At 66.4% G+C, this 18,991-nt stretch carries 19 protein-coding genes and 1 tRNA gene; 10 read left to right on the top strand and 10 right to left on the bottom strand.

Annotation, left to right across the window (positions count from 1 at the left end; all coding sequences use genetic code 11):
- Window positions 1–6 precede the first annotated feature (6 nt).
- From GH681_RS02285 to msrP, 3 genes are read right to left on the bottom strand one after another with little or no spacing between them, the layout of a single operon-like run.
- Entirely contained in the window at window positions 7–627 is a 621-nt protein-coding gene (locus tag GH681_RS02285; protein WP_153159829.1) for a cold shock and DUF1294 domain-containing protein, read from the bottom strand.
- A 58-nt stretch (window positions 628–685) separates the two neighbouring features.
- On the bottom strand, window positions 686–1,357 hold the full coding sequence (locus tag GH681_RS02280; RefSeq protein ID WP_153159888.1) for a sulfite oxidase heme-binding subunit YedZ: 672 nt from the start codon (window positions 1,355–1,357) through the stop codon (window positions 686–688).
- A 15-nt stretch (window positions 1,358–1,372) separates the two neighbouring features.
- The gene (msrP, locus tag GH681_RS02275; protein WP_153159828.1) at window positions 1,373–2,293 is read right to left on the bottom strand and encodes a protein-methionine-sulfoxide reductase catalytic subunit MsrP; all 921 of its coding nucleotides are present in this window, start codon (window positions 2,291–2,293) and stop codon (window positions 1,373–1,375) included.
- 362 nt (window positions 2,294–2,655) lie between these two features.
- On the opposite strand from msrP, the gene surE reads away from it, so the two are divergent.
- From surE to arsC, 5 genes are all read left to right on the top strand, one after another.
- Window positions 2,656–3,399 carry a 5'/3'-nucleotidase SurE gene (surE, locus tag GH681_RS02270; protein ID WP_153159827.1) on the top strand — a complete coding sequence of 248 codons (744 nt, stop codon included), beginning with the start codon at window positions 2,656–2,658 and terminating at the stop codon, window positions 3,397–3,399.
- The gene (locus tag GH681_RS02265) at window positions 3,396–4,055 is read left to right on the top strand and encodes a protein-L-isoaspartate(D-aspartate) O-methyltransferase (RefSeq protein WP_153159826.1); all 660 of its coding nucleotides are present in this window, start codon (window positions 3,396–3,398) and stop codon (window positions 4,053–4,055) included. Before surE ends, GH681_RS02265 begins: the two co-directional genes overlap by 4 nt.
- 16 nt (window positions 4,056–4,071) lie before the next feature.
- A complete protein-coding gene (locus tag GH681_RS02260; RefSeq protein ID WP_153159825.1) occupies window positions 4,072–5,064 on the top strand; it encodes a peptidoglycan DD-metalloendopeptidase family protein in 993 nt (330 codons plus the stop codon).
- Between the two features lie 156 nt (window positions 5,065–5,220).
- Entirely contained in the window at window positions 5,221–6,159 is a 939-nt protein-coding gene (rpoS, locus tag GH681_RS02255) for an RNA polymerase sigma factor RpoS (protein ID WP_153159824.1), read from the top strand.
- A 30-nt stretch (window positions 6,160–6,189) separates the two neighbouring features.
- On the top strand, window positions 6,190–6,543 hold the full coding sequence (gene arsC, locus GH681_RS02250) for an arsenate reductase (glutaredoxin) (RefSeq protein ID WP_153159823.1): 354 nt from the start codon (window positions 6,190–6,192) through the stop codon (window positions 6,541–6,543).
- A 13-nt stretch (window positions 6,544–6,556) separates the two neighbouring features.
- On the opposite strand, the gene mltB is transcribed toward arsC, so the two are convergent.
- Genes mltB through GH681_RS02230 form a run of 4 tightly spaced genes read right to left on the bottom strand, consistent with a single transcriptional unit; the run spans window position 6,557 to window position 11,428 of the window.
- Entirely contained in the window at window positions 6,557–7,588 is a 1,032-nt protein-coding gene (gene mltB, locus GH681_RS02245; RefSeq protein ID WP_153159822.1) for a lytic murein transglycosylase B, read from the bottom strand.
- The gene (locus tag GH681_RS02240) at window positions 7,585–9,522 is read right to left on the bottom strand and encodes a DUF3488 and transglutaminase-like domain-containing protein (protein ID WP_194271110.1); all 1,938 of its coding nucleotides are present in this window, start codon (window positions 9,520–9,522) and stop codon (window positions 7,585–7,587) included. The genes mltB and GH681_RS02240 overlap by 4 nt, the downstream gene beginning before the upstream one ends.
- Window positions 9,519–10,511, bottom strand: a complete 993-nt coding sequence (locus GH681_RS02235; protein ID WP_153159820.1) for a DUF58 domain-containing protein — start codon at window positions 10,509–10,511, stop codon at window positions 9,519–9,521. Before GH681_RS02235 ends, GH681_RS02240 begins: the two co-directional genes overlap by 4 nt.
- Window positions 10,511–11,428: a MoxR family ATPase gene (locus GH681_RS02230; RefSeq protein ID WP_153159819.1), complete on the bottom strand. Its 918-nt coding sequence runs from the start codon at window positions 11,426–11,428 to the stop codon at window positions 10,511–10,513. Before GH681_RS02230 ends, GH681_RS02235 begins: the two co-directional genes overlap by 1 nt.
- A 135-nt stretch (window positions 11,429–11,563) precedes the next feature.
- Here GH681_RS02230 and GH681_RS02225 point away from each other — a divergent pair, with 135 nt between their 5' ends.
- From GH681_RS02225 to bamC, 3 genes are all read left to right on the top strand, one after another.
- Window positions 11,564–12,490, top strand: a complete 927-nt coding sequence (locus GH681_RS02225; protein ID WP_153159818.1) for a histone deacetylase family protein — start codon at window positions 11,564–11,566, stop codon at window positions 12,488–12,490.
- Window positions 12,491–12,631: 141 nt separating this feature from the next.
- Window positions 12,632–13,510 (top strand): 4-hydroxy-tetrahydrodipicolinate synthase, encoded by an 879-nt coding sequence (dapA, locus tag GH681_RS02220; RefSeq protein WP_153159817.1) that lies wholly within the window; start codon window positions 12,632–12,634, stop codon window positions 13,508–13,510.
- A gap of 59 nt (window positions 13,511–13,569) precedes the next feature.
- Window positions 13,570–14,745 carry an outer membrane protein assembly factor BamC gene (gene bamC, locus GH681_RS02215; protein ID WP_153159816.1) on the top strand — a complete coding sequence of 392 codons (1,176 nt, stop codon included), beginning with the start codon at window positions 13,570–13,572 and terminating at the stop codon, window positions 14,743–14,745.
- Here the strand turns inward: bamC and GH681_RS23300 are convergent.
- Both GH681_RS23300 and GH681_RS02205 read right to left on the bottom strand, forming a co-directional pair.
- Window positions 14,733–15,110, bottom strand: a complete 378-nt coding sequence (locus GH681_RS23300; RefSeq protein ID WP_194271109.1) for a hypothetical protein — start codon at window positions 15,108–15,110, stop codon at window positions 14,733–14,735. The genes bamC and GH681_RS23300 overlap by 13 nt on opposite strands.
- Before the next feature lie 252 nt (window positions 15,111–15,362).
- Window positions 15,363–16,493 (bottom strand): cupin domain-containing protein, encoded by a 1,131-nt coding sequence (locus tag GH681_RS02205; RefSeq protein ID WP_153159814.1) that lies wholly within the window; start codon window positions 16,491–16,493, stop codon window positions 15,363–15,365.
- A gap of 79 nt (window positions 16,494–16,572) precedes the next feature.
- Between GH681_RS02205 and rlmD the strand changes: the two genes are divergently transcribed.
- On the top strand, window positions 16,573–17,886 hold the full coding sequence (gene rlmD, locus GH681_RS02200; protein ID WP_153159813.1) for a 23S rRNA (uracil(1939)-C(5))-methyltransferase RlmD: 1,314 nt from the start codon (window positions 16,573–16,575) through the stop codon (window positions 17,884–17,886).
- A gap of 67 nt (window positions 17,887–17,953) precedes the next feature.
- Here rlmD and GH681_RS02195 read toward each other — a convergent pair whose 3' ends face one another.
- Window positions 17,954–18,640 carry a Bax inhibitor-1/YccA family protein gene (locus GH681_RS02195; protein ID WP_153159812.1) on the bottom strand — a complete coding sequence of 229 codons (687 nt, stop codon included), beginning with the start codon at window positions 18,638–18,640 and terminating at the stop codon, window positions 17,954–17,956.
- A gap of 220 nt (window positions 18,641–18,860) precedes the next feature.
- Between GH681_RS02195 and GH681_RS02190 the strand changes: the two genes are divergently transcribed.
- Window positions 18,861–18,948 (top strand) — tRNA-Ser (locus GH681_RS02190).
- Window positions 18,949–18,991: the final 43 nt, after the last annotated feature.

Genomic DNA, 18,991 nt, shown 5'->3' with positions numbered 1-18,991 from the left:
GGCGCTTCAGCCGAGCCCGAACCCGAACCCGGCGCGGAGCGTGGCTGCGCCGGGGGCCGCGAGCAGCCAGCCGACGGCTGCGCAATTGAGCAGCACCGTCATCCAGAACACCGCGCGGAAGGATTCCTTGCGTGTCTTGTGGCGCAACACCTGCTGGGCGACTACCGCGCCCGGCCAGCCGCCCACCAGCGCGCACAGGTGCAGGGTGTTTTCCGGTGTGCGCCAGGCGTCGGTGAGCGCCGCGCGCTTGTCCATCCAGTAGAGCAGGAAGGCCAGCACGCTGGCGCCGGCGTAGAGCCATAGCAGCGCGCGGGGCGCGAAGCCCTTGAGCGTTGCGCCGATCAGCACGACGCTGAACACGGCCGCCACGAGCGGTGCGGCCGTGCTGTCGCTCCGTGGGGCGCTGCCTTGCCGGGCCTTGCCGACGAAGTCGATCTCGTCGGCCCGAGGCCGGCCTTTGCCATCCACGCCCAGTTCGTAGGTCAGCAGATCGCCTTCTTCAGGCCGACGCCCGCCCGCGCGGAAGGATCTGGCGTGGACGAAGACGCGGCCTCCGCCGCCGTTGGGCGTGATGAAGCCAAAACCCTTGGCGTCGTTCCACTGGGTGAGCCTGCCTTGAAAACGCATGACGGGACTGAGCCGGATGAAATCCTTGCGGACGGGATGCGCATTCTATCCCACCCGACTATTTTGCGAAGATCCGGATCACCTTTCCCGTAAGCTTGGGCGGCTGGGGCAGATAGCCGCCGGCGAGTTGCTTGCGTCGCTCCTGTTCACGCCACCAGGCACGGATGCCGAGGAGTGCGGCGGTGATCACCGCGTAGATCAGCGGCTCGGTGATGTCCTTCTTCACCAGCCACCAGAAATGCACGCAGCCCAGCACTGCGATCGGGTAGATCGCCCGGTGCAGCGCCTGCCAGCGGCGCCCACCAAGGCGCCGGATGGCCGCGTTGGACGATGTTGCTGCCAGCGGCGCCATCAGCACCAGGGCCGCGAAGCCGACGGTGATGAAGGGGCGCTTGAGGATGTCCTTGGCGATCGCGTTCCAGTCAAAGAACTGGTCCAGCCACAGGTAGGTGAGCAGATGTGCTGCGCCATAGGCAAAGGCGAACAGCCCGAGCATCCGGCGCAGGCGCACCACCCAGTGCCAGCCCGTAAGCTTGCGCAGCGGCGTGACGGCGAGGGTGATCAGCAGGAAGCGCAGCGTCCAGTCGCCGGTGCCGCGGGTGATGGCCTCGATGGGGTTGGCGCCTAGGGTGTCGAGCTCGAAGCCGCGCCACAGCAGGAAGGCCGGCAGCAGGCAGGCGGCGAAGAGGACGGTCTTGATGGCTGCGAGGTGGGTGTTGCCAGGGTTCATCATTGCGGTGTGGGGTCAGAAGAAGCGGCGCAGATCCATGCCGCCGTAGAGCGACGCGACCTGGTCGGCGTAGCCGTTGAACATGAGCGTCTTGCGTTTGGTGAATTCGCCGATCCGGCGCTCGGTGGCCTGGCTCCAGCGGGGGTGGTCGACCTCCGGATTCACGTTGGCGTAGAAGCCGTATTCCGAGGGGCCGGCCTTCATCCAGGCGGTGAGCGGCTGCTTCTCGACGAGGCGGATCGCGACAATCGACTTGCCGCCCTTGAAACCGTACTTCCAGGGCACAACCAGCCGGATCGGAGCGCCATTCTGGACCGGCAGCACCTCACCGAACAAGCCCACCGCCAGCAGCGTGAGCGGATGCCGGGCTTCGTCGAGGCGCAGGCCCTCGAGGTAGGGCCAGTCGAGCACGCCGCGGGTCATGGTGGCCTTGTCGTAGTGGCTCACGAACTCCACGTACTTGGCGCTGCCCTGGGGATCGACCTGCTTGAGCAGCGCGGCGAGGGGAAAGCCTACCCACGGAATCACCATCGACCAGCCTTCCACGCAGCGCATCCGGTAGATGCGCTCTTCCAGCGGAACGAGCTTGATGAGCTCGTCGATGCTGAAGCTCCGGGGCTTGTTCACCAGCCCCTCGACCCGCAGCGTCCACGGCGCGGGCTTGAGGCGGAAGGTGTTCTCGGCCGGGTCGGCCTTGTCGGTGCCCAGCTCGTAGAAATTGTTATAGGTGGTGACAGCCCGGCGCGATGTGGGCGGCTCGGAGGTGCTCAGGGGGCTGGCGGCGATCGGGCCGAGGCCGGCGGCGTTCGATGTGATCGGCAGGGCTGACGCCAGGGCCAGCGTGCCGGCCTGGGCCATGAAGCGGCGGCGGGCGTGATACACCGCCGGATCGGTGATCTCGGACGGCAGGATGTCGTCGGGGCGACGGATCAACATGATGGGCTCTCGGTGTTGGGTGTGCTCGGGTAGACGCGGCGGGGCGCTGGAAATTACAGCGCCGGGCGATTTTATTTTCGTGGTTCGGGGCGTTTGTCGCCGGCTGCCGGCAGTGGGTTCCCGGCGCATTGATCCGACATTGCCACACGCCCTTCGGCATCCGGCTGCAAGGGTGGCTTCGCGCGTCGGGCGGGTTCGTCGGATGGCGGGGTTTGCGCCTAGCAGGTGCCAAGCCGACTCTGCTAAACTCGCTGACTGTTCAAGGTCTGCCGCGCGCTGCCGTCTACCCGGGCTTCATTCTGTTCGGGATACGGGTCTGGCGAGCCTGCATCCATCCTGCCAAGCCTGACTCCGGTTCCTCCATGCGCATTCTGCTCAGTAACGACGACGGTTATTTCGCCCCTGGCCTGCAGGCCCTCGCCGCGGCTCTTGCCGAGGTCGGCAAGATCGATGTGGTGGCCCCGGAGCGCGACCGCAGCGGCGCCAGCAACTCCCTGACCCTCGATCGTCCCCTGTCGCTGCGCAAGGCGGCGAGCGGCTTTCACTATGTGAATGGCACGCCGACCGACTGTGTCCATCTGGCCGTCACCGGCATGCTCGACGAGCTGCCCGACATGGTCGTGTCGGGCATCAACCACGGCGCCAACATGGGCGACGACACCATCTACTCGGGCACCGTGGCCGCGGCCACCGAAGGCTTTCTCCTCGGCGTGCCGGCCATCGCCATCTCGCTGGTGGCCAAGGGCGCGTCGGATTTCAGCGCGGCGGGGCGCATCGCCCGCGAACTGGTCGAGCGCTTCCAGCGCGACCCGGTCCGCCAGCCCACGCTGCTCAACGTCAATGTGCCCGATCTGCCCTACGACCAGATCAAGGGCATCCAGGTGACGCGCCTCGGCAAGCGCCACAAGGCCGAGCCGACGATCAAGTCGCTCACCCCGCGCAACGAAACCGTCTATTGGGTGGGTGCCGCCGGCAGCGCCCAGGATGCGGGCGAAGGCACCGATTTTCACGCTGTGGCCAACGGCTACGTGTCCGTCACTCCGCTTCAGATCGATTTGACCCATTACGGGCAGGTTGCCGGCATTCGCGACTGGCTGGGCAAATGACCAGCGAGGTCTTGCGAACGGCCCTCCAGACCGCCCAGCGCTCCCGCGCGCGGATGGTCGAGCGTCTGCGCGAGCAGGGGGTGCGTGACGAGAAGGTGCTGGCGGCGATGATGGCCGTGCCGCGCCACCTGTTTGTCGAGGAAGCCCTGGCCACCCGCGCCTACGAAGACACGGCGCTGCCCCTCGGCCTGCAGCAGACCATCTCCCAGCCCTTCGTGGTGGCGCGGATGATCGAACTTCTGCGCGCCGGCCGCGAACTCGGCAAGACGCTCGAGGTCGGAACCGGCTGCGGCTACCAGGCGGCGGTGCTGTCCCATGTGGCGACCGAGGTGTATTCGGTCGAGCGCCTGCGCCTGCTCCTCGACCGGGCGCGCAACAATCTGCGCCATCTGCGCCTGCCCAACGTCCGCCTGAAACATGCCGACGGTAGCGTCGGCCTGAAGGAAGCCGCGCCCTTCGACACGATCATCGTTGCCGCCGCCGCGCCCAAGGTGCCGCCGGCCCTCACCGATCAGCTGGCCGAAGGCGGCCGGCTGATCCTGCCGGTGGGCGCTGCCGACCAGAGCCTGGTGCTCATCGAGCGCACGTCCCGCGGCCTCCGAGAAACACGCCTGAGTGCAGTGCGCTTCGTGCCGCTGCTGCCCGGCACAGAATGACTGACCCGACCGAATGATGTTGTCCCGTTTCAAGTTTGCCCGTGTTCCTGCCGTCTTCGCCGTCGCCCTGGTGATGGCGGGTTGCGCCTCGAAGGCGCCGGCGCCCGTCTCCGATCGTTCCCGCCCGGGCTCGGCGGCCACGTCCGCCTCCACTGATCAGCCTGCGCCTCCGCCGCGGGTGGCCCGTCCGGGGTATTACATCGTCAAGCCGGGCGACACCCTGATCCGCATCGCCCTCGACCACGGCCAGAACTACCGCGACATCGCCGCCTGGAGCGGCCTCGAGAACCCCAATCTGATCGAGGTGGGGCAGGAGCTGCGCATCCGTCCGCCCGAATCCGGCGCGGTGGCGCGGCCGATCAACACCAACTCCGGCGTCGAAGTGCGTCCGGTGACGCCGGTGGCCAGCGCACCCGTCGCGGCCAGCGCCTCGTCCGACGGCCTGCGCCGCGAGCCCAAGGGCGGCAAGGTGCCGTATTCCGAGCAGGCCTGGGCCCAGGCCCAGAAGCCCGAAGCGGCTCCGGTTGTGGTGGCGAAGGTCGACCCGAAGCCGGAAACGAAACCCGAGGTCAAACCCGAAACCCGGCCCGAGGCGAAGCCGGAACCCAAAGCGGATACCAAGGCCGAACCCGCAAACGGTGAAAAAATTGACTGGGCATGGCCGACTTCCGGCAAAATCATCGCGGGTTTCAATGACACTTCCAGCAAGGGCGTCGACATCGCCGGCAAGCCGGGTGACCCTGTGCTTGCCGCTGCCGGAGGCCGCGTGGTGTACGCCGGCACGGGTTTGCGTGGATATGGCAAACTGGTGATCGTGAAGCACGACAACAGCTTCCTCAGCGCCTATGCCCACAACCAGAACCTGCTGGTCAAGGAAGGTCAGGCGGTGACGAAGGGGCAGAAGATCGCCGAACTCGGCGATACCGACAGCGATCGACCCAAGCTTCATTTCGAGATCCGCCGGCAGGGCAAGCCTGTTGATCCTGGCAAATATCTCCCTCCCCGCTGATTCTGGCGAGTCTCGGGGGAAGCAGGGTAGAGTAGGGCTAGTACGACTATAGACGCCGGATTTCACCCTCGCCGATTTTTGGGTGGATACCGGACGGACGACAGGCGCGGTGCAGGCCTGTCGGTGTTTCTCCCCAAAAGAGACAGCGAGGGCGTCATGTTCGATTCGGCAGTGCCGGAGGAGATGGAAAACACCGAACCGGATCTACCCCCGGAGGTTGAAGTCTTTCTCGAAGCTCCGGTCGTATCGTCGGTGGATACCGACTTCCTCGGTGACGTCACCCAGCTTTACCTCAACGAGATCGGCGTCAATCCGCTACTTACCGCAGACGAAGAATTATCGTTGTCCCGGCAGGTCCGGGAAGGCAACTTCAACGCCCGTCAGACGATGATCGAACGCAACCTGCGGCTCGTCGTCAATATCGCCAAACACTATCTCAACCGCGGCATCCCGCTCCTCGATCTGGTCGAGGAGGGCAATCTCGGGCTGATCCACGCCCTCGAGAAATTCGACCCCGAACGGGGCTTCCGCTTCTCCACCTACGCCACCTGGTGGATCCGCCAGAACATCGAGCGGGCGATCATGAACCAGTCGCGCACCATCCGCCTGCCGGTGCATGTGGTGAAGGAACTCAATCAGGTGCTGCGCTGCCAGCGCCAGCTCGAAGCCGCCAGCAATGGCGACACCACCGTCGAGGACGTGGCCCGTGAGCTTGCCCGGCCAGTGGCCGACGTGCGGGCGATCCTGGCCCTCAACGAGCACACCGCGTCGCTGGACGCCCCCCTCGACATCGATCCGACCCTCTCCATCGGCGAATCCCTGGCCGACGAAGACGCCGACACGCCGGATGTCCAGATCCACGATCTGGAAGTTGGCACCCTGGTGCGCGAATGGATCAATCAGCTGAGCGACAAGCAGCGGCTGGTGATCCGCCACCGCTACGGCATTGACGAGTGCGAGGTGCAGACCCTCGAGGAGCTCGCCGACAGCCTTGAGCTCACCCGCGAGCGTGTCCGCCAGATCCAGCTCGAAGCGCTCGGCCAGCTGCGCCGGATCATCAAGCGCCGGGGCGTCTCGAAAGACGTGCTGCTTTAACTTCCCGAATCACCCGAAAGTCCGTTCGCAATGACCGAATCCGTGCGCGTGTATCACAACGCCCGCTGCAGTAAGAGCCGCAGCGCCTGCCAGTTGCTCGAGGAAAAGGGCGTCCAGCTTGAGGTGGTGGAATACCTGAAGAACCCGCCCAGTCGCGATGAGCTTGCCGACGTGCTGGCAAAGCTCGGCCTGCCCGCCGAGGCCATCGTCCGCAAGGGCGAAGACATCTACAAGTCCGACTACAAGGGCCGCAGCCTGAGCAACGACGAATGGCTGGATGCGCTCGCGGCGCACCCGATCCTCATCGAGCGCCCGATCGTGGTGCGCGGTGATCGGGCGGTGGTTGGCCGCCCGCCCGAGAAGGTGCTCGAGCTCTTCGCCTGACGGCCTGCCGGCGTCAGCGCCGGCTGACCTGGGCCGCCGTCCGCGCGGCCTTCACGGCTTCACCCAGCTGGAACACCGACATGGCGTAGAAGCTGCTGCGGTTGTAGCGGGTGATCACATAGAAGTTCTGGTAACCCAGCCAGTATTCGCTGTCCTCGCCGGGCGTCACCAGTTCGACGAAGGCGGCCTTGCCGGCGGGCGCGCTGCCATCGACGGGCTTCACGCCGTAGCCGGCGAGGGTCGCGTTGTCGAAGGCCGGGTTGATGTCGTTGGCGATGAGCGGCGGCAGGTTGGCGCCGGGCTCGACATTTGCGCGGATCGCCACCGGCGCGCCGGTTTCCCAGCCGTGCATCTGCATGTAGCGGGCCACGCTGCCGATGGCGTCGGCCGGGCTGTTCAGCAGGTCGATCTGGCCGTCACCGTCAAAATCCACCGCATAGTTGCGCACGCTGCTGGGCAGGAACTGGGGCAGGCCCAGCGCGCCGGCGTAGGAGCCCTGGTAGTCCAGCGGGTCGCGGTGCTGCTCGCGGGCCATCAGCAGCAGGGCTTCGAGTTCGCCACGGAAAAGCTCGGCACGACGCGGGTAGTCGAAGGCGAGGGTGGAGAGCGCGGACACGGCCTGGTAGTTGCCGGTGTTGCGCCCGTAGATGGTCTCGACGCCGATGATTCCGACGATGATTTCCTCCGGCACGCCGTATTTCTCGCTGGCGGCCTTGATGGTCGCCTCGTGACGCTTCCAGAAGGCCAGGCCGGCCTTGATGCGGACGGGCTCGATGAAGCGGCTGCGATAGCGCTGCCAGGAGCGCACGCCCGGGTCCTTCGGGGGCGAGATGTACTTGATCACCGACGGCTGGAATTCGGCGCGCCGGAAGATGTAGGTGAGGGCGTCCTTGTCGAAGCCGTGCTTCTGGGTCATCTCGTCGATGAACTGCTGGGCTTCGGGGCGATCGGCGTAGCGCTCGGCGTGGCCGGCGGTGGCGAAGAGGGACAGCAGGCCCGCAAGCAGGATCGGCGCAAGGCGCGGGCGGGTCGTCGGGGTGTTCATCGGGGGCGGAAGTTTCTGGTGGATTGGTGGAAGCGTTTCAGGCGGTCCGGGTCGGCCTCGCCGGGGCCGTAGCGAAGGCTGGCGTAGTCGGCGGCAATGGCGTTGATGGTGCCGGCCAGGTCGGGGCGTTCGCGGGCGAGCCGGCGGGCGTAGTCGAGGGGGCCTTCCCAGCTGTTGCGAGGCAGGCCCACGCTGGCCAGTTGCCGGCAGAAGCGGCGCCAGCTTCGATCGATGGCGTCGGCCGGGGAGCGCTGGCGCAGGGCCCACAGGGTGAGCGCGCCCATGACGATGGCGCAACCACCGGCGAGCAGCGCCGCAATGGTCTGCCAGTCGGGATCGCCAAAGCCGAGGCCCGACAGCAGGGCTCGCTGGCGGGCCGGATTGTACCCGAGAACCCATTGGTTCCAGCGGTTGTTGAGGGCGTCCAGACGGTCGCGCAGGCCGTGCAGCCAGGCCAGGTCGGCGCGCACCAGCAGAGGCAGCCGGGCGCTATCGGGCAGGGCTGCGGCGAGGCCGTTCTCGATGCGCTGGGGCGCGCTGGCGGCGGTCGGATCGACCCGCACCCAGCCCCGCCCGGCGAGCCACACCTCGGCCCAGGCGTGGGCGTCGGACTGGCGGACGACCAGGGTGCCATCCACCGGGTTGATCTCGCCGCCCTGATAGCCGGTGACGACCCGTGCCGGCACGCCGGCCGCGCGCATCACCACCACGAAGGCCGCCGAGAAGTGTTCGCAGAAGCCCTGGCGGGTGTCGAACAGGAAACTATCCACGTCGTCCCGCCCGAGGGGGAGGGGTTCGAGGGTGTAGCGCAGGCCGCTGCGCCGGAAGTGTTCGATGGCGAGATCGGGGATGTGGGCAGGGCTGGCGGCGCGGGCGCGCAGCTGGCGGCCGAGTTCGACGCTGCGGGGGTTGGCGCGGGGCGGTAGATCGAGCGCCTGACGCAGCACGAGCTGCGTCTCGTCGCGTCCGACCGGGGTGTGGGGGTAGGACACCAGCTCGATCCGGCGGCGGCCCTGCACGGGCTCGCGGGCGAGGAGCTGGAAATCGTTGGAGATGCGCGTGCCGGCGGTGACGGCAGGGAAGTCGAGGGCCAGCAGCCACAGCTGGTTGTGGGGTTCGAGGGTGATGGCGTAGCTGTAGGCGGCGCCCTGGGGCTGGTAGGACGGCTGGTCGGCCAGCTGCAGCAGCCCGGCCCGCCAGGTGTGGCCGTCGAAGCGGGTGAGCACGGGGCCTCGCCAGTAGCGTTCGGCGGCGGGTGGCGGTTCGCCCTGGAAATCCACCCGGAAGGCGATCGCCGAGGATTCGCCAAGGCGGGCCAGGTCGCCCGGCGCCATGGTGTCCGAGAGGCCGCCGACGCGGTTGAAGGCGTCTGCCGGGAGCCCCCACAGGGGGCCCTGCACCCGCGGGAAGAGGATGAACAGCACCAGCATCAGCGGCAGCGCCTGGACGAGCAGCCGCCCGGCTTCGAGGGCGCGGGTGCGCGGCGATGCGCTCACCCGGCTCTGCAGTGCGAGCAGGCTGGCCACCGCGCCGTGGGCTCCGAGCAGCGACAGGGCCGCGATGGCCATGTCCTGCTGGTAGAGGTACTGGGTGAGCAGCAGGAAGATGCTGAGCAGCACCACCGAACGCCCGTCGCGGATCTGCCGGGTTTCGAGCAGCTTGAGCCCGAGGAGGCCCGCCAGCAGGGCCACGCCCGGGTCCTTGCCAAAGAAGTGCCGGTACTCTGCGAGCACCGCGATGATGATCCCCACGGCCAGCGCCGAGAGCACGTGTCGGTGGGGCAGGCGGCGTCCGCCGGTGGCGATGAGGGCGCGCCAGCCCACCAGCACGGCGGCGATGCCGGCGAGTAGTGGCGGCAGATGCCCGAAATGGGGAATGAGCGTGATCGTCGCGGTGGCCAGCAGCCAGCCGATCTGGTCCGGACGCAGGCTCACGGGGCGGCCCTCCGGTCGGCAGCGGGGAGGCCATAAAGCGCCAGCGCGGCCAGGCAGGCATGGCGGTGGGCGGGGCCGCGGGAGGGCGCCAGGTTGATGCCGGGCAGGCGCAGGCCGAAATCCACGCCGGCGGCGTCGGCGTCCATCACCCAGCGGGCGATGCGCGACAGGCGGGCTTCCACCCCCATCGCCGGCGGCAGGTGATGCCAGTCGAGCCACACGGCCTGGCTGCCCGCGCCTTCGAATTCCTTGGTGCGCCAGGGGCCGCCGCGGGCGACGGTCTTCCAGGCCACGTGGCGCGGCGAATCGGCGGGTTGGTGATGGCGCAGCCCCGAGAAGTCGTCACGCCCGCGGCCACGTCCGCCCTGCCCGGGGCGGGGATCGTCGCCGTGGGGCAGGGGGGGCGCGTCGGCCTCGGGGGCTGGGTAGACGAGGCATTGCTGGTCGGGCTGGAACAGGCTCCAGGCCCGGATCAGCCCCAGCGGGTGACGGGTTTCGAGGGTGAGCTGGGGCAGCTGCAGCCAGCCGCGGACGTGGGTGGCGACGGCCACCTCGGGGGCGGCGGAGGCTTCGGGGGGGATATCGAAGGGGGCGTCGCCGTTGGGGACGCCAGTGGGCCAGATCTTCAGGCTGAGCCGTGGGCGCAGGGTCGGGTTGTGCAGTACCACGCCAAAACGCGCCGGCGTGCCGCAGAAGACTGCGTCGCTGCGGCCCGGGTTGATGGAGAGGTCGACGAGGTTGCGAAAGGCGTGGTGGATGCTGATCCATGCCACGCTGCCGATCAGGAAGGTGAGGGCGAAGCCGAGGCTGAGGCCGTAGTTGATCGACGCCAGCAGCATGGCCATGAGCGTTGCGCCCACCGCAAGACCGAAGCGTGTGGGCAGCACGAAGATGCGCCGCTGGCCGAGGCGGATGGGCGTCGGCTCGGGCCCGCTGACGCGGAACAGCCAGCGCCGGAGCCGCTCCCGGAGGCCGATCGGACGGGGCATCAGGGCAGCGGCACCGCTTCGATCAGGCGGCGCGCCAGGGCTTCCGGGGGCTGGGGCGCGTCGTCGGCGGCGCGCAGGCGGTGGCCGGCGACCGCGGGCAGCACCGCCTGCACGTCTTCGGGCAGCACGTGGTCGCGTCCGGCCAGCAGCGCCCAGGCCCGGGCGGCCGCCAGCAGGCCGAGGCCGGCGCGGGGCGACATCCCGAGGGAGAAGGCTGCACCCTCGCGGCTCTCGGCGAGCAGGGCCTGGATGTAATCGAGCAGGCGCGGGCCGGCATGGATCGCCCGGGCGGCGGCGAACAAGGCGTCCAGTTCACCGGGGGCGAGCTCGGCCGGCAGGTGGGCGATCAGATCCCGGCGATCCTCGCCGGCCAGCAGGGCGCGCTCGGCGGCGCGGTCCGGGTAGCCTAGGGACAGGCGCATCAGGAAGCGGTCGAGCTGGCTTTCGGGGAGCGGAAAGGTGCCGATCTGCTCGGTCGGGTTCTGGGTGGCGATCACGAAGAAGGGCTGGGGCAGCGGCCAGGTCTGGCCTTCGGCGCTGATCTGGCGCTCCTCCATGGCTTCGAGCAGCGCGCTCTGGGCCTTGGGCGTGGCCCGGTTGATCTCGTCGGCGAGCACCAGCTGGGCGAACACCGGCCCCGGATGAAAGCGGAAGGCGCCGTCCCGCTGATCGTAGATCGACACCCCGACGATGTCGGCCGGGAGCATGTCGCTGGTGAACTGGATACGCTGGAACTGCAGCCCGAGCAGGCGGGCCAGCACATGGGCGAGGGTGGTCTTGCCGACGCCGGGGATGTCCTCGATCAGCAGGTGGCCACGGGCGAGCACGCAGGCCAGGGCGAGGCGTAGGGCGTGGTCCTTGCCGAGAATGATGCGGCTGGCGGAATCGATGAGGCGTCGGGCGATGTGAATCGGCATGGCGAAGGCTTTTTTCGTGGGCGGGTTAAGTGGATAATGATTCCACAACAGCGGGCAGGCTGTGCGGCAATGCCGGCATGGTCTGCTGCAACAATCAACGCGCTTCTGCGAGGTTTCGCGAGGGGAGGGTTTTTAATGACGAGTACCGCATTCATCACACACCGCGACTGCTGGCTTCACAACATGGGTGAGCATCACCCGGAGTCTCCCGAACGTCTGGCGGCTATCAACGACCGTCTGATCGCGGCGGGTCTGGATATGTACCTGGCCTTCCACGATGCACCGCTGGCGAGCGTCGAGCAGATCTCCCGCGCCCATCCCCGCCCTCACGTTGAGGAACTGCTGGCCAGCGTGCCCGAGCACGGCATCCGCCACCTCGACCCGGACACCGCAGTGTGCCCGAACACCATGAAGGCCGCCCTGCGCTCCGCCGGGGCGGGCATCCTCGCCACCGATCTGGTGATGTCTGGCGAGGTCGAGAACGCCTTCTGCGCCATCCGCCCGCCCGGCCATCATGCCGAGGCCGACAAGGCGATGGGGTTCTGCTTCTTCAACAACGTGGCCGTTGCCGCCCGCCACGCCCTTGAAGCACACGGCCTGAAGCGCGTCGCGATCATCGACTTCGACGTGCACCACGGCAACGGCACCGAGAACATCTTCAAGGACGACCCCCGCGTGCTGATGGTCAGCATCTTCCAGCACCCGTTCTACCCCTACAGCGGCGCCGACAACCCGGCGCCCAACATGGTCAACGTGCCGGTCAAGGCCGGCTCGCGGGGCGATGTCTTCCGCGAGATCGTGTCCGACATCTGGGTGCCGGCGCTGCGCAACCACGCTCCCGAAATGATCTTCATCTCGGCGGGTTTCGACGCCCACTACGAGGACGACATGGGTTCCCTGGGGCTCGTCGAGGCCGACTACATCTGGGCGACCGAACAGCTCAAGAAGGTCGCCGCCGAGACCGCCGGTCGCCGCATCGTGTCGATGCTCGAGGGCGGTTACTCCCTGTCTTCGCTGGCCCGCAGCGTTGTCGCGCACATCAAATCCCTCGCCGATCTGTGATCCGGCCGCGCGGCGGAACGCCTGTTTCGCCGCGCTTTCCTCCGGGCTGACCCCCTGTTTTGGTAACAGCAATTTGCGCCCGTCTATCCTTCCGGAAGTGATTGGGTACAATATTCAACTTTCCCTCTCTCCCGATAGCCCATGATTACCGGTTCGATTGTCGCCATCGTCACGCCGATGCTCGAGGATGGCAGCCTGGATCTGCCCCGTTTCCGCAGCCTGATCGACTTCCACATCAAGGAAGGCACCGATGCGATCGTCGTCGTCGGCACCACCGGCGAATCGCCGACGGTGAATGTCGAGGAGCACTGCGAGCTCATCCGCGTGGCCGTCGAACACTCTGCAGGCCGCATTCCGGTCATCGCAGGCACCGGCGCGAACTCCACCCGTGAAGCCATCGAGCTCACCGAGTTCTCCCGCAAGGCTGGCGCGGTGGCTGGCCTTTCGGTCGTGCCCTACTACAATCGCCCGACCCAGGAAGGCATGTACCAGCACTTCCGTGCGATTGCCGAAGCCAGCCCGCTGCCGATGATCCTCTACAACGTGCCGGGCCGCACCGTTGCCGATCTCGCCAACGACACGACCCTGCGCCTCGCCGAGATCCCGAACATCATCGGCATCAAGGACGCCACCGGCAGCATCGATCGCGCCTGCGACCTCGTCGCCCGTGCCCCCAAGGATTTCGCGCTCTACACCGGCGACGACATGACCGCCATGGCCTTCATGATGCTTGGCGGCCACGGCACCATCTCGGTCACCGCCAACGTCGCGCCGCGCCTGATGCACGAGATGTGCGTCGCCGCCATCGCCTGCGACGGCCCGCGTGCCCGTGATCTGAACGCCAGGCTGGTCAAGCTGCATCGCGATCTGTTCTGCGAAGCCAACCCGATTCCCGTGAAGTGGGCGGTGGCGCAGATGGGCCTGATCGGCAACGCCATCCGCCTCCCGCTGACCCAGCTGTCCGAGCCCTTCCATGGTCGCGTCCGCGAGGCCATGCGTCAGGCCGGCATCGAAGTCTGAAACGGTTCCACCTAAGCGTGTCAAACCAGGACTGGTTTTTCCCACCCCGAGGGTTACGAATGCAAAGCCGAAAGTTGGCTTCCGGTGCGACGGTCGTCGTCGCGTTTGCGCTTGCCGGATGCTCCGGTTCCTTGTTGGAATCGAAAAAGATCGACTACAAGAGTGCGGCGGCCACCGCCAAGCGTCCCACGCTCGAGGTGCCGCCGGATCTCACCGCGCCCACCGCAGACGATCGCTATGCCGTTCCCGACGTGAGCCCGAAGGGCATTGCCACGTATTCGGCCTACAGCGCCGAGCGTTCGAACCAGGCTGGTACCGCTGCGGCCACCGCAGCGGGTGTCGCGCCCGGCGTGGCTGTGGCGCCCCAGTCCATCGACAAGATGCGCGTCGAGCGCTCGGGTTCCCAGCGCTGGCTGGTGGTGCCCGGCTCGGCCGACAAGATCTGGCCGCAGGTCCGCGAGTTCTGGCAGGAGAACGGCTTCATCCTCAACATCGACAGCCCTGACATTGGCGTGATGGAGACCGACTGGGCCGAGAACCGCGCCAAGATCCAGGATGACATCATCCGCCGGACCCTCGGCAAGGTCATCGATGGCATCTACTCCACGCCGGAGCGGGACAAGTACCGCACCCGGCTGGAAGCGGGCAACGACCCCGGCACGGTCGAGATCTACATCAGCCATCGCGGCATGATGGAGATCTACCCGAACGAGGCCAAGAACCAGACGATCTGGCAGCCGCGTCCTGCCGATCCCGAGCTCGAGGCCGAGTTCCTGCAGCGCCTGATGGTTCGCTTGGGCGCCGACGAGACCCGTGCCAAGGCGCAGATCGCCGCCGTGCCCAAGGCCGAGAAGGCCAGCCTGCAGAACGTCGAAGGCGGTGCTGCGGTTCTGGAGGTGCAGGAAGGTTTCGATCGCGCCTGGCGCCGGGTTGGCCTCGCGCTGGATCGCGTGGGCTTCACCGTCGAAGACCGTGACCGCGCTCAGGGGATTTACTACGTGCGTTACGTGGATCCGGAAGTCGACGTGAAGTCGAAGAAGGATGAGGGCATCTTGTCGCGGCTGGCCTTCTGGCGCAGTGACAAGCCGCAGGTTCAGTCTGGCAGCCAGTACCGGATCTACGTGAAGGGCGCGGATGCGTCGTCTTCCGTGCAGGTGCTGACCCGTGAAGGCGGTACGGACACCTCGACCTCGGCCCGCAAGATCCTGTCGCTGCTGCACGATCAGCTGAAGTAGATCGGTTCCTGTGCTCCACAAGCAAAACGCCGGCAATGTCCGGCGTTTTGTTTTGGTGCCTGCTTCCGCTTAAGGATTGTCCGCGGGCTGGCAACGGGCGTAAAAAAAGCCAACCCGCAGGTTGGCTTTTTTTCAACAGCGAAAAGATTACTTCTTTTCGGTGTTGGCAGCGGCAGCAGCAGCGGCGTTTTCGGCGGTGGAGCCAGCGGCGGCCGGAGCGGCAGCGGGAGCAGCAGCTTCAGCGGGCTTGGCATCAGCAGCCGGAGCGGCAGCGGGGGCAGCAGCTTCAGCGGGCTTGGCATCAGCGGCGGGGGCAGCCGGGGCGGCCGGGGCAGCAGCGGCGGGAGCAGCAGCCGGAGCTTCAACGGGCTTCGGCTCTTCCTTCTTGCCGCAAGCGGAAACAGCGAGTGCAACGAGAGCAGCAACCAGGAGAGATTGTTTCATTGTTGGTTTCCCTTATCGATAAATGAAGTACAACAAGCTTAAATCAGGAGCAATCAGGTGGGGGACCCGATCTGGCCCGAATCCTACCACGGAGGAAGTGCTTGAATAAAGACGTTGTTGCGTTGCCGCAACAAGCCCGCGGTGGTGTCAAGCCGGATTGTCAAGGTAACGCGCTATTCCATCAGATTTGCTGATGGATGAGCGAAGCCGCAGCAATACCAGTCATAAAGCAGCGCGATGCCTTCTTCCGACAAACCGGCAATTGTGTCGACGCGGCGGTTGTCGGCCAGAGCCTGGAGCGTGGGTTGGTCGTCGGTTTCGACCGGAACGGGCTCGCCGTTGATGAAGAAGTGGCCATCGGCAAAAAGCAGCAGGCTGCGCGCATCGAGGCGGTAGCCGTCGGCGCTGCAGGCTTCCACGAACTCGTCGTGCTCGAGGGGCTCGTCGGGCGAGTCGAAGAAGACGTGGGGCTTGGGTTCGGTGAGGTAGGCGCCGAGGAAGCCGCGGACGTCGTCGCGGGTCCAGGTGATGCGCTGCAGGGTTTCGGCGACCCGGCCGATCATCTGGTCGCTGATCTGCGCCGAGTGGGCCTGGTGCTTGAGATCAGGGTCGGCGTAGATGCCGTCGAGCTGGAGGGTGTCCTGCAGGTAGCCGAGGAACTGCTGGGCGAGTTCCTGCGCCGTGGGCGAGCGGAAGCCGATGGAGTAGGTGGTGCATTCGCCGATGGCGATGCCGTTGTGGGCCCAGTGGGGCGGCAGGTAGAGCATGTCGCCGGGCTCGAGCACCCAGTCGTATACCGGGCGGAAATCCTGCAGGATCTTGAGCGGCGCGTCTTCGATGAGCGTGCGGTCGTCCTGGTCGCTGATGAGCCAGCGGCGCTTGCCGATGCCTTGCAGCAGGAACACGTCGTAGTTGTCGAAGTGGGGGCCGACGCCACCGTTATCGACGGCGTAGCTCACCATCAGGTCGTCGAGACGGGCCTGGGGGATGAAGTCGAAGCGGTGGAGGAGTTCGTCGCCATCGGGGCAGAAAAGGTTGAGCCCCTGGATGAGCACCGTCCAGGGCTGCTTCTTGCGCTTGAGGTCGGATGCCTTCTGGGGGCCGTGGATGACTTCCCAGGTGGTGGTGGTGTGGGTGACGTAACGGGACTCGACGTCCGGATCACGGGCGAGCTCGAAGAGTTCGTCCTTGGTTACGACACCGGTGAAGCCGGGAACCGCCTGGCGCACGAGGAGCGGTTTTTTTTGCCAGTATTCGGTGAGAAAGGTCTCGACCGACAGGCCGCCAAGAAGTGTATTTGTCATCCGGCAATTATAACGCGCCGGATTGCAACGGCTGTGCCCGCCGCTAAAATGGCGCCCTTCCTGTTTCGACCGTATTGCCATGCACGCAGCAGCCCCCCGCGAAGCCGTTGTCGAATCCCTTGATCACGAGGGGCGCGGCGTCACCCACGTCGACGGCAAGACGATCTTTATCGAGGGCGCCTTGCCCGGCGAACGGGTCGAATTCACGCCCTACAAGGTCAAGCCGAACTACGAGGTGGCGGATGTGACGCGGGTGATTTCGGCCAGCGCCCAGCGGGTCGAGCCGCGCTGCCCCCACTTCGGGGTGTGCGGTGGCTGCAGCATGCAGCATCTGGAATCCGGCGCCCAGGTGGCGGCGAAGCAGCGGGTGCTGGAGAACGCCCTCTGGCACATCGGCCGGGCTCGGCCGGATGTGCTCTACCCGCCGATCGTCGGCCCGACCTGGGGCTATCGTTATCGCGCGCGGCTGTCGGTGCGGATGGTGCCGAGCAAGGGCGGCGTGCTGATCGGTTTTCACGAGCGGCGCAGCAGCTACGTGGCGCCAATGGAAAGCTGCGCGATTCTGCCGCCTCATGTGTCGGCGATGGTGCCGCGTTTGCGGGCGCTGATTTCCGGCATGTCGGCGCCGGATCGTCTGCCGCAGATCGAGATTGCGGTGGGCGAGGGGATCACGGTGATGGTGTTCCGGCATCTGGTGCCGCTCTCCGCGGCCGACACGGCCCGGCTGGTCGCCTTTGGCGAGGCGGAGTCGATCCAGGTGTGGGTGCAGCCGAGCGGCCCGGATTCGGCGCGTCGGCTGTTTCCGAAGGATGCGCCGGGGCTGGCCTACACGCTGCCGGAGTTCGGTGTGTCGATGGCCTTTCGGCCCACCGACTTCACCCAGGTGAACATGGGCATCAACCGGGTGCTGATGCGCCGGACGATGCAGTTGCTCGACCCGAAGCCCGGCGAGCGGATCGCCGACCTGTTCTGCGGGCTCGGCAACTTCAGCCTGCCGATTGCCCGTCTGGGCGCCTATGTGGTGGGTGTCGAGGGCAGCGACGCGCTGGTCCGCCGGGCGGGCCAGAATGCCGCCGACAATGGCCTTGGTGAGCGCTGCGAGTTCCACGCGGCCAACCTGTTCGAGGCGACCGAAGACAGCCTGGCGGCGCTCGGGCCGCTGGACAAGCTACTGATCGATCCGCCCCGGGAAGGGGCGATCGCAGTGGTCAAGGCGCTGGGCGTGTGTTCGCCGAAGCGCATCGTCTATGTGTCGTGCAACCCGGCCACGCTGGCCCGGGATACCGCGGTGCTGACCAACGAGAAGGGCTACAGGCTGATGGGGGCGGGCATCGCCAACATGTTCCCGCAGACATCCCACGTGGAATCCATCGCGCTCTTCGAGCGGGCCTGAGGCCGCACAGCTCCAATGAAAAAGGCGACCCGAAGGTCGCCTTTTTGCTTACCGCTGCGGACGGATGTCAGTCGCGCTCGCCGCCAAAGGCCATGATGAGGTTCAGCAGGCTCACGAAGACGTTGTAAACATCGAGGTAGACCGCCAGGGTTGCCGTCACGTAGTTGGTCTCGCCGCCCTGAACGATGTTGCTGATGTCGTACAGGATGTAGCCCGAGAACAGCAGGACCACCGCCGCCGAGATGGCCAGGTGCAGCACCGGCATCTGCAGGAAGATGTTGGCGACCATCGCCAGCAGGACGACCACCAGACCCACGGTGAGGAACTTGCCCATGTTGGTGAAGTCACGCTTCGAGACGCTGGCGATACCCGCAAGGGTGACGAAGATCGCGCTGGTACCGCCTGCCGCGAGGGCGATCATCGAGCCGCCGTTGGAGAAGCCCAGGGCAACCTGCAGGATGCGCGACAGCATCAAGCCCATGAAGAAGGTGAAGCCCAGCAGCAGTGCGACGCCGAGGCCGTTGTTCTTGTTCTTCTCGATACCGTAGAAGAACGCGAACGAGATGCCCAGGAACAGCGCGAACGCAATGAACGGGCTGCCTGCCAGGAACGAGAACTGCATTTGCACGCCGAGCAGTGCACCGGCAACGGTCGGCACCATCGAGAGCGCGAGCAGCATGTAGGTGTTGCGCAGCACGCGGTTTGCGCCTTGCGACAAAACCTGCGTTTGCTGACCGTAAGTGTCGAGTTGCATGGATTTCCTCCAGATTGATATAAAGCAGACGACCTGCACTGCCTGAGAGTAACGGACGCCCCTGAAAGTTTCAACCGCGCGGCACATGCTAGAATGCGCGCCCTCGGAGGTGCTGCAGCGTGGTTGCTGCACGGGTCTTGATGGCCTCCGTAGAGAGAATCTGGAAGCTTGGCAGAGTGGTCGATTGCACCGGTCTTGAAAACTGATGTAGGATGAGTTTGGAAGCTTGGCAGAGTGGTCGATTGCACCGGTCTTGAAAACCGGCAACCCGCAAGGGTTCCAGGGTTCGAATCCCTGAGCTTCCGCCAATAAAAACAAGAACTTGGAGAAAATTTACCAAGCTCGCAGTAG

This window comes from Zoogloea sp. 1C4 (genome assembly GCF_009469605.1).
GTDB classification, from domain to species: Bacteria; Pseudomonadota; Gammaproteobacteria; order Burkholderiales; family Rhodocyclaceae; genus Zoogloea; species Zoogloea oryzae.
The sequence above is the reverse complement of the archived record's forward strand: the minus strand, read 5'-3'. Positions and strand labels throughout refer to the sequence as shown.

Excerpts from the sequence above, each read along its gene's own strand:
- GH681_RS02230 (WP_153159819.1), bottom strand. The coding sequence starts at position 11,428 with ATGCCGATTCACATCGCCCGACGCCTCATCGATTCCGCCAGCCGCATC.
- arsC (WP_153159823.1), top strand. The coding sequence starts at position 6,190 with ATGACCGAATCCGTGCGCGTGTATCACAACGCCCGCTGCAGTAAGAGC.
- surE (WP_153159827.1), top strand. The coding sequence starts at position 2,656 with ATGCGCATTCTGCTCAGTAACGACGACGGTTATTTCGCCCCTGGCCTG.
- GH681_RS02280 (WP_153159888.1), bottom strand. The coding sequence starts at position 1,357 with ATGAACCCTGGCAACACCCACCTCGCAGCCATCAAGACCGTCCTCTTC.
- GH681_RS02285 (WP_153159829.1), bottom strand. The coding sequence starts at position 627 with ATGCGTTTTCAAGGCAGGCTCACCCAGTGGAACGACGCCAAGGGTTTT.
- GH681_RS02265 (WP_153159826.1), top strand. The coding sequence starts at position 3,396 with ATGACCAGCGAGGTCTTGCGAACGGCCCTCCAGACCGCCCAGCGCTCC.
- rlmD (WP_153159813.1), top strand. The coding sequence starts at position 16,573 with ATGCACGCAGCAGCCCCCCGCGAAGCCGTTGTCGAATCCCTTGATCAC.
- msrP (WP_153159828.1), bottom strand. The coding sequence starts at position 2,293 with ATGTTGATCCGTCGCCCCGACGACATCCTGCCGTCCGAGATCACCGAT.
- GH681_RS02260 (WP_153159825.1), top strand. The coding sequence starts at position 4,072 with ATGTTGTCCCGTTTCAAGTTTGCCCGTGTTCCTGCCGTCTTCGCCGTC.
- dapA (WP_153159817.1), top strand. The coding sequence starts at position 12,632 with ATGATTACCGGTTCGATTGTCGCCATCGTCACGCCGATGCTCGAGGAT.
- GH681_RS02235 (WP_153159820.1), bottom strand. The coding sequence starts at position 10,511 with ATGCCCCGTCCGATCGGCCTCCGGGAGCGGCTCCGGCGCTGGCTGTTC.
- GH681_RS02205 (WP_153159814.1), bottom strand. The coding sequence starts at position 16,493 with ATGACAAATACACTTCTTGGCGGCCTGTCGGTCGAGACCTTTCTCACC.
- bamC (WP_153159816.1), top strand. The coding sequence starts at position 13,570 with ATGCAAAGCCGAAAGTTGGCTTCCGGTGCGACGGTCGTCGTCGCGTTT.
- rpoS (WP_153159824.1), top strand. The coding sequence starts at position 5,221 with ATGTTCGATTCGGCAGTGCCGGAGGAGATGGAAAACACCGAACCGGAT.
- GH681_RS02195 (WP_153159812.1), bottom strand. The coding sequence starts at position 18,640 with ATGCAACTCGACACTTACGGTCAGCAAACGCAGGTTTTGTCGCAAGGC.
- mltB (WP_153159822.1), bottom strand. The coding sequence starts at position 7,588 with ATGAACACCCCGACGACCCGCCCGCGCCTTGCGCCGATCCTGCTTGCG.
- GH681_RS02225 (WP_153159818.1), top strand. The coding sequence starts at position 11,564 with ATGACGAGTACCGCATTCATCACACACCGCGACTGCTGGCTTCACAAC.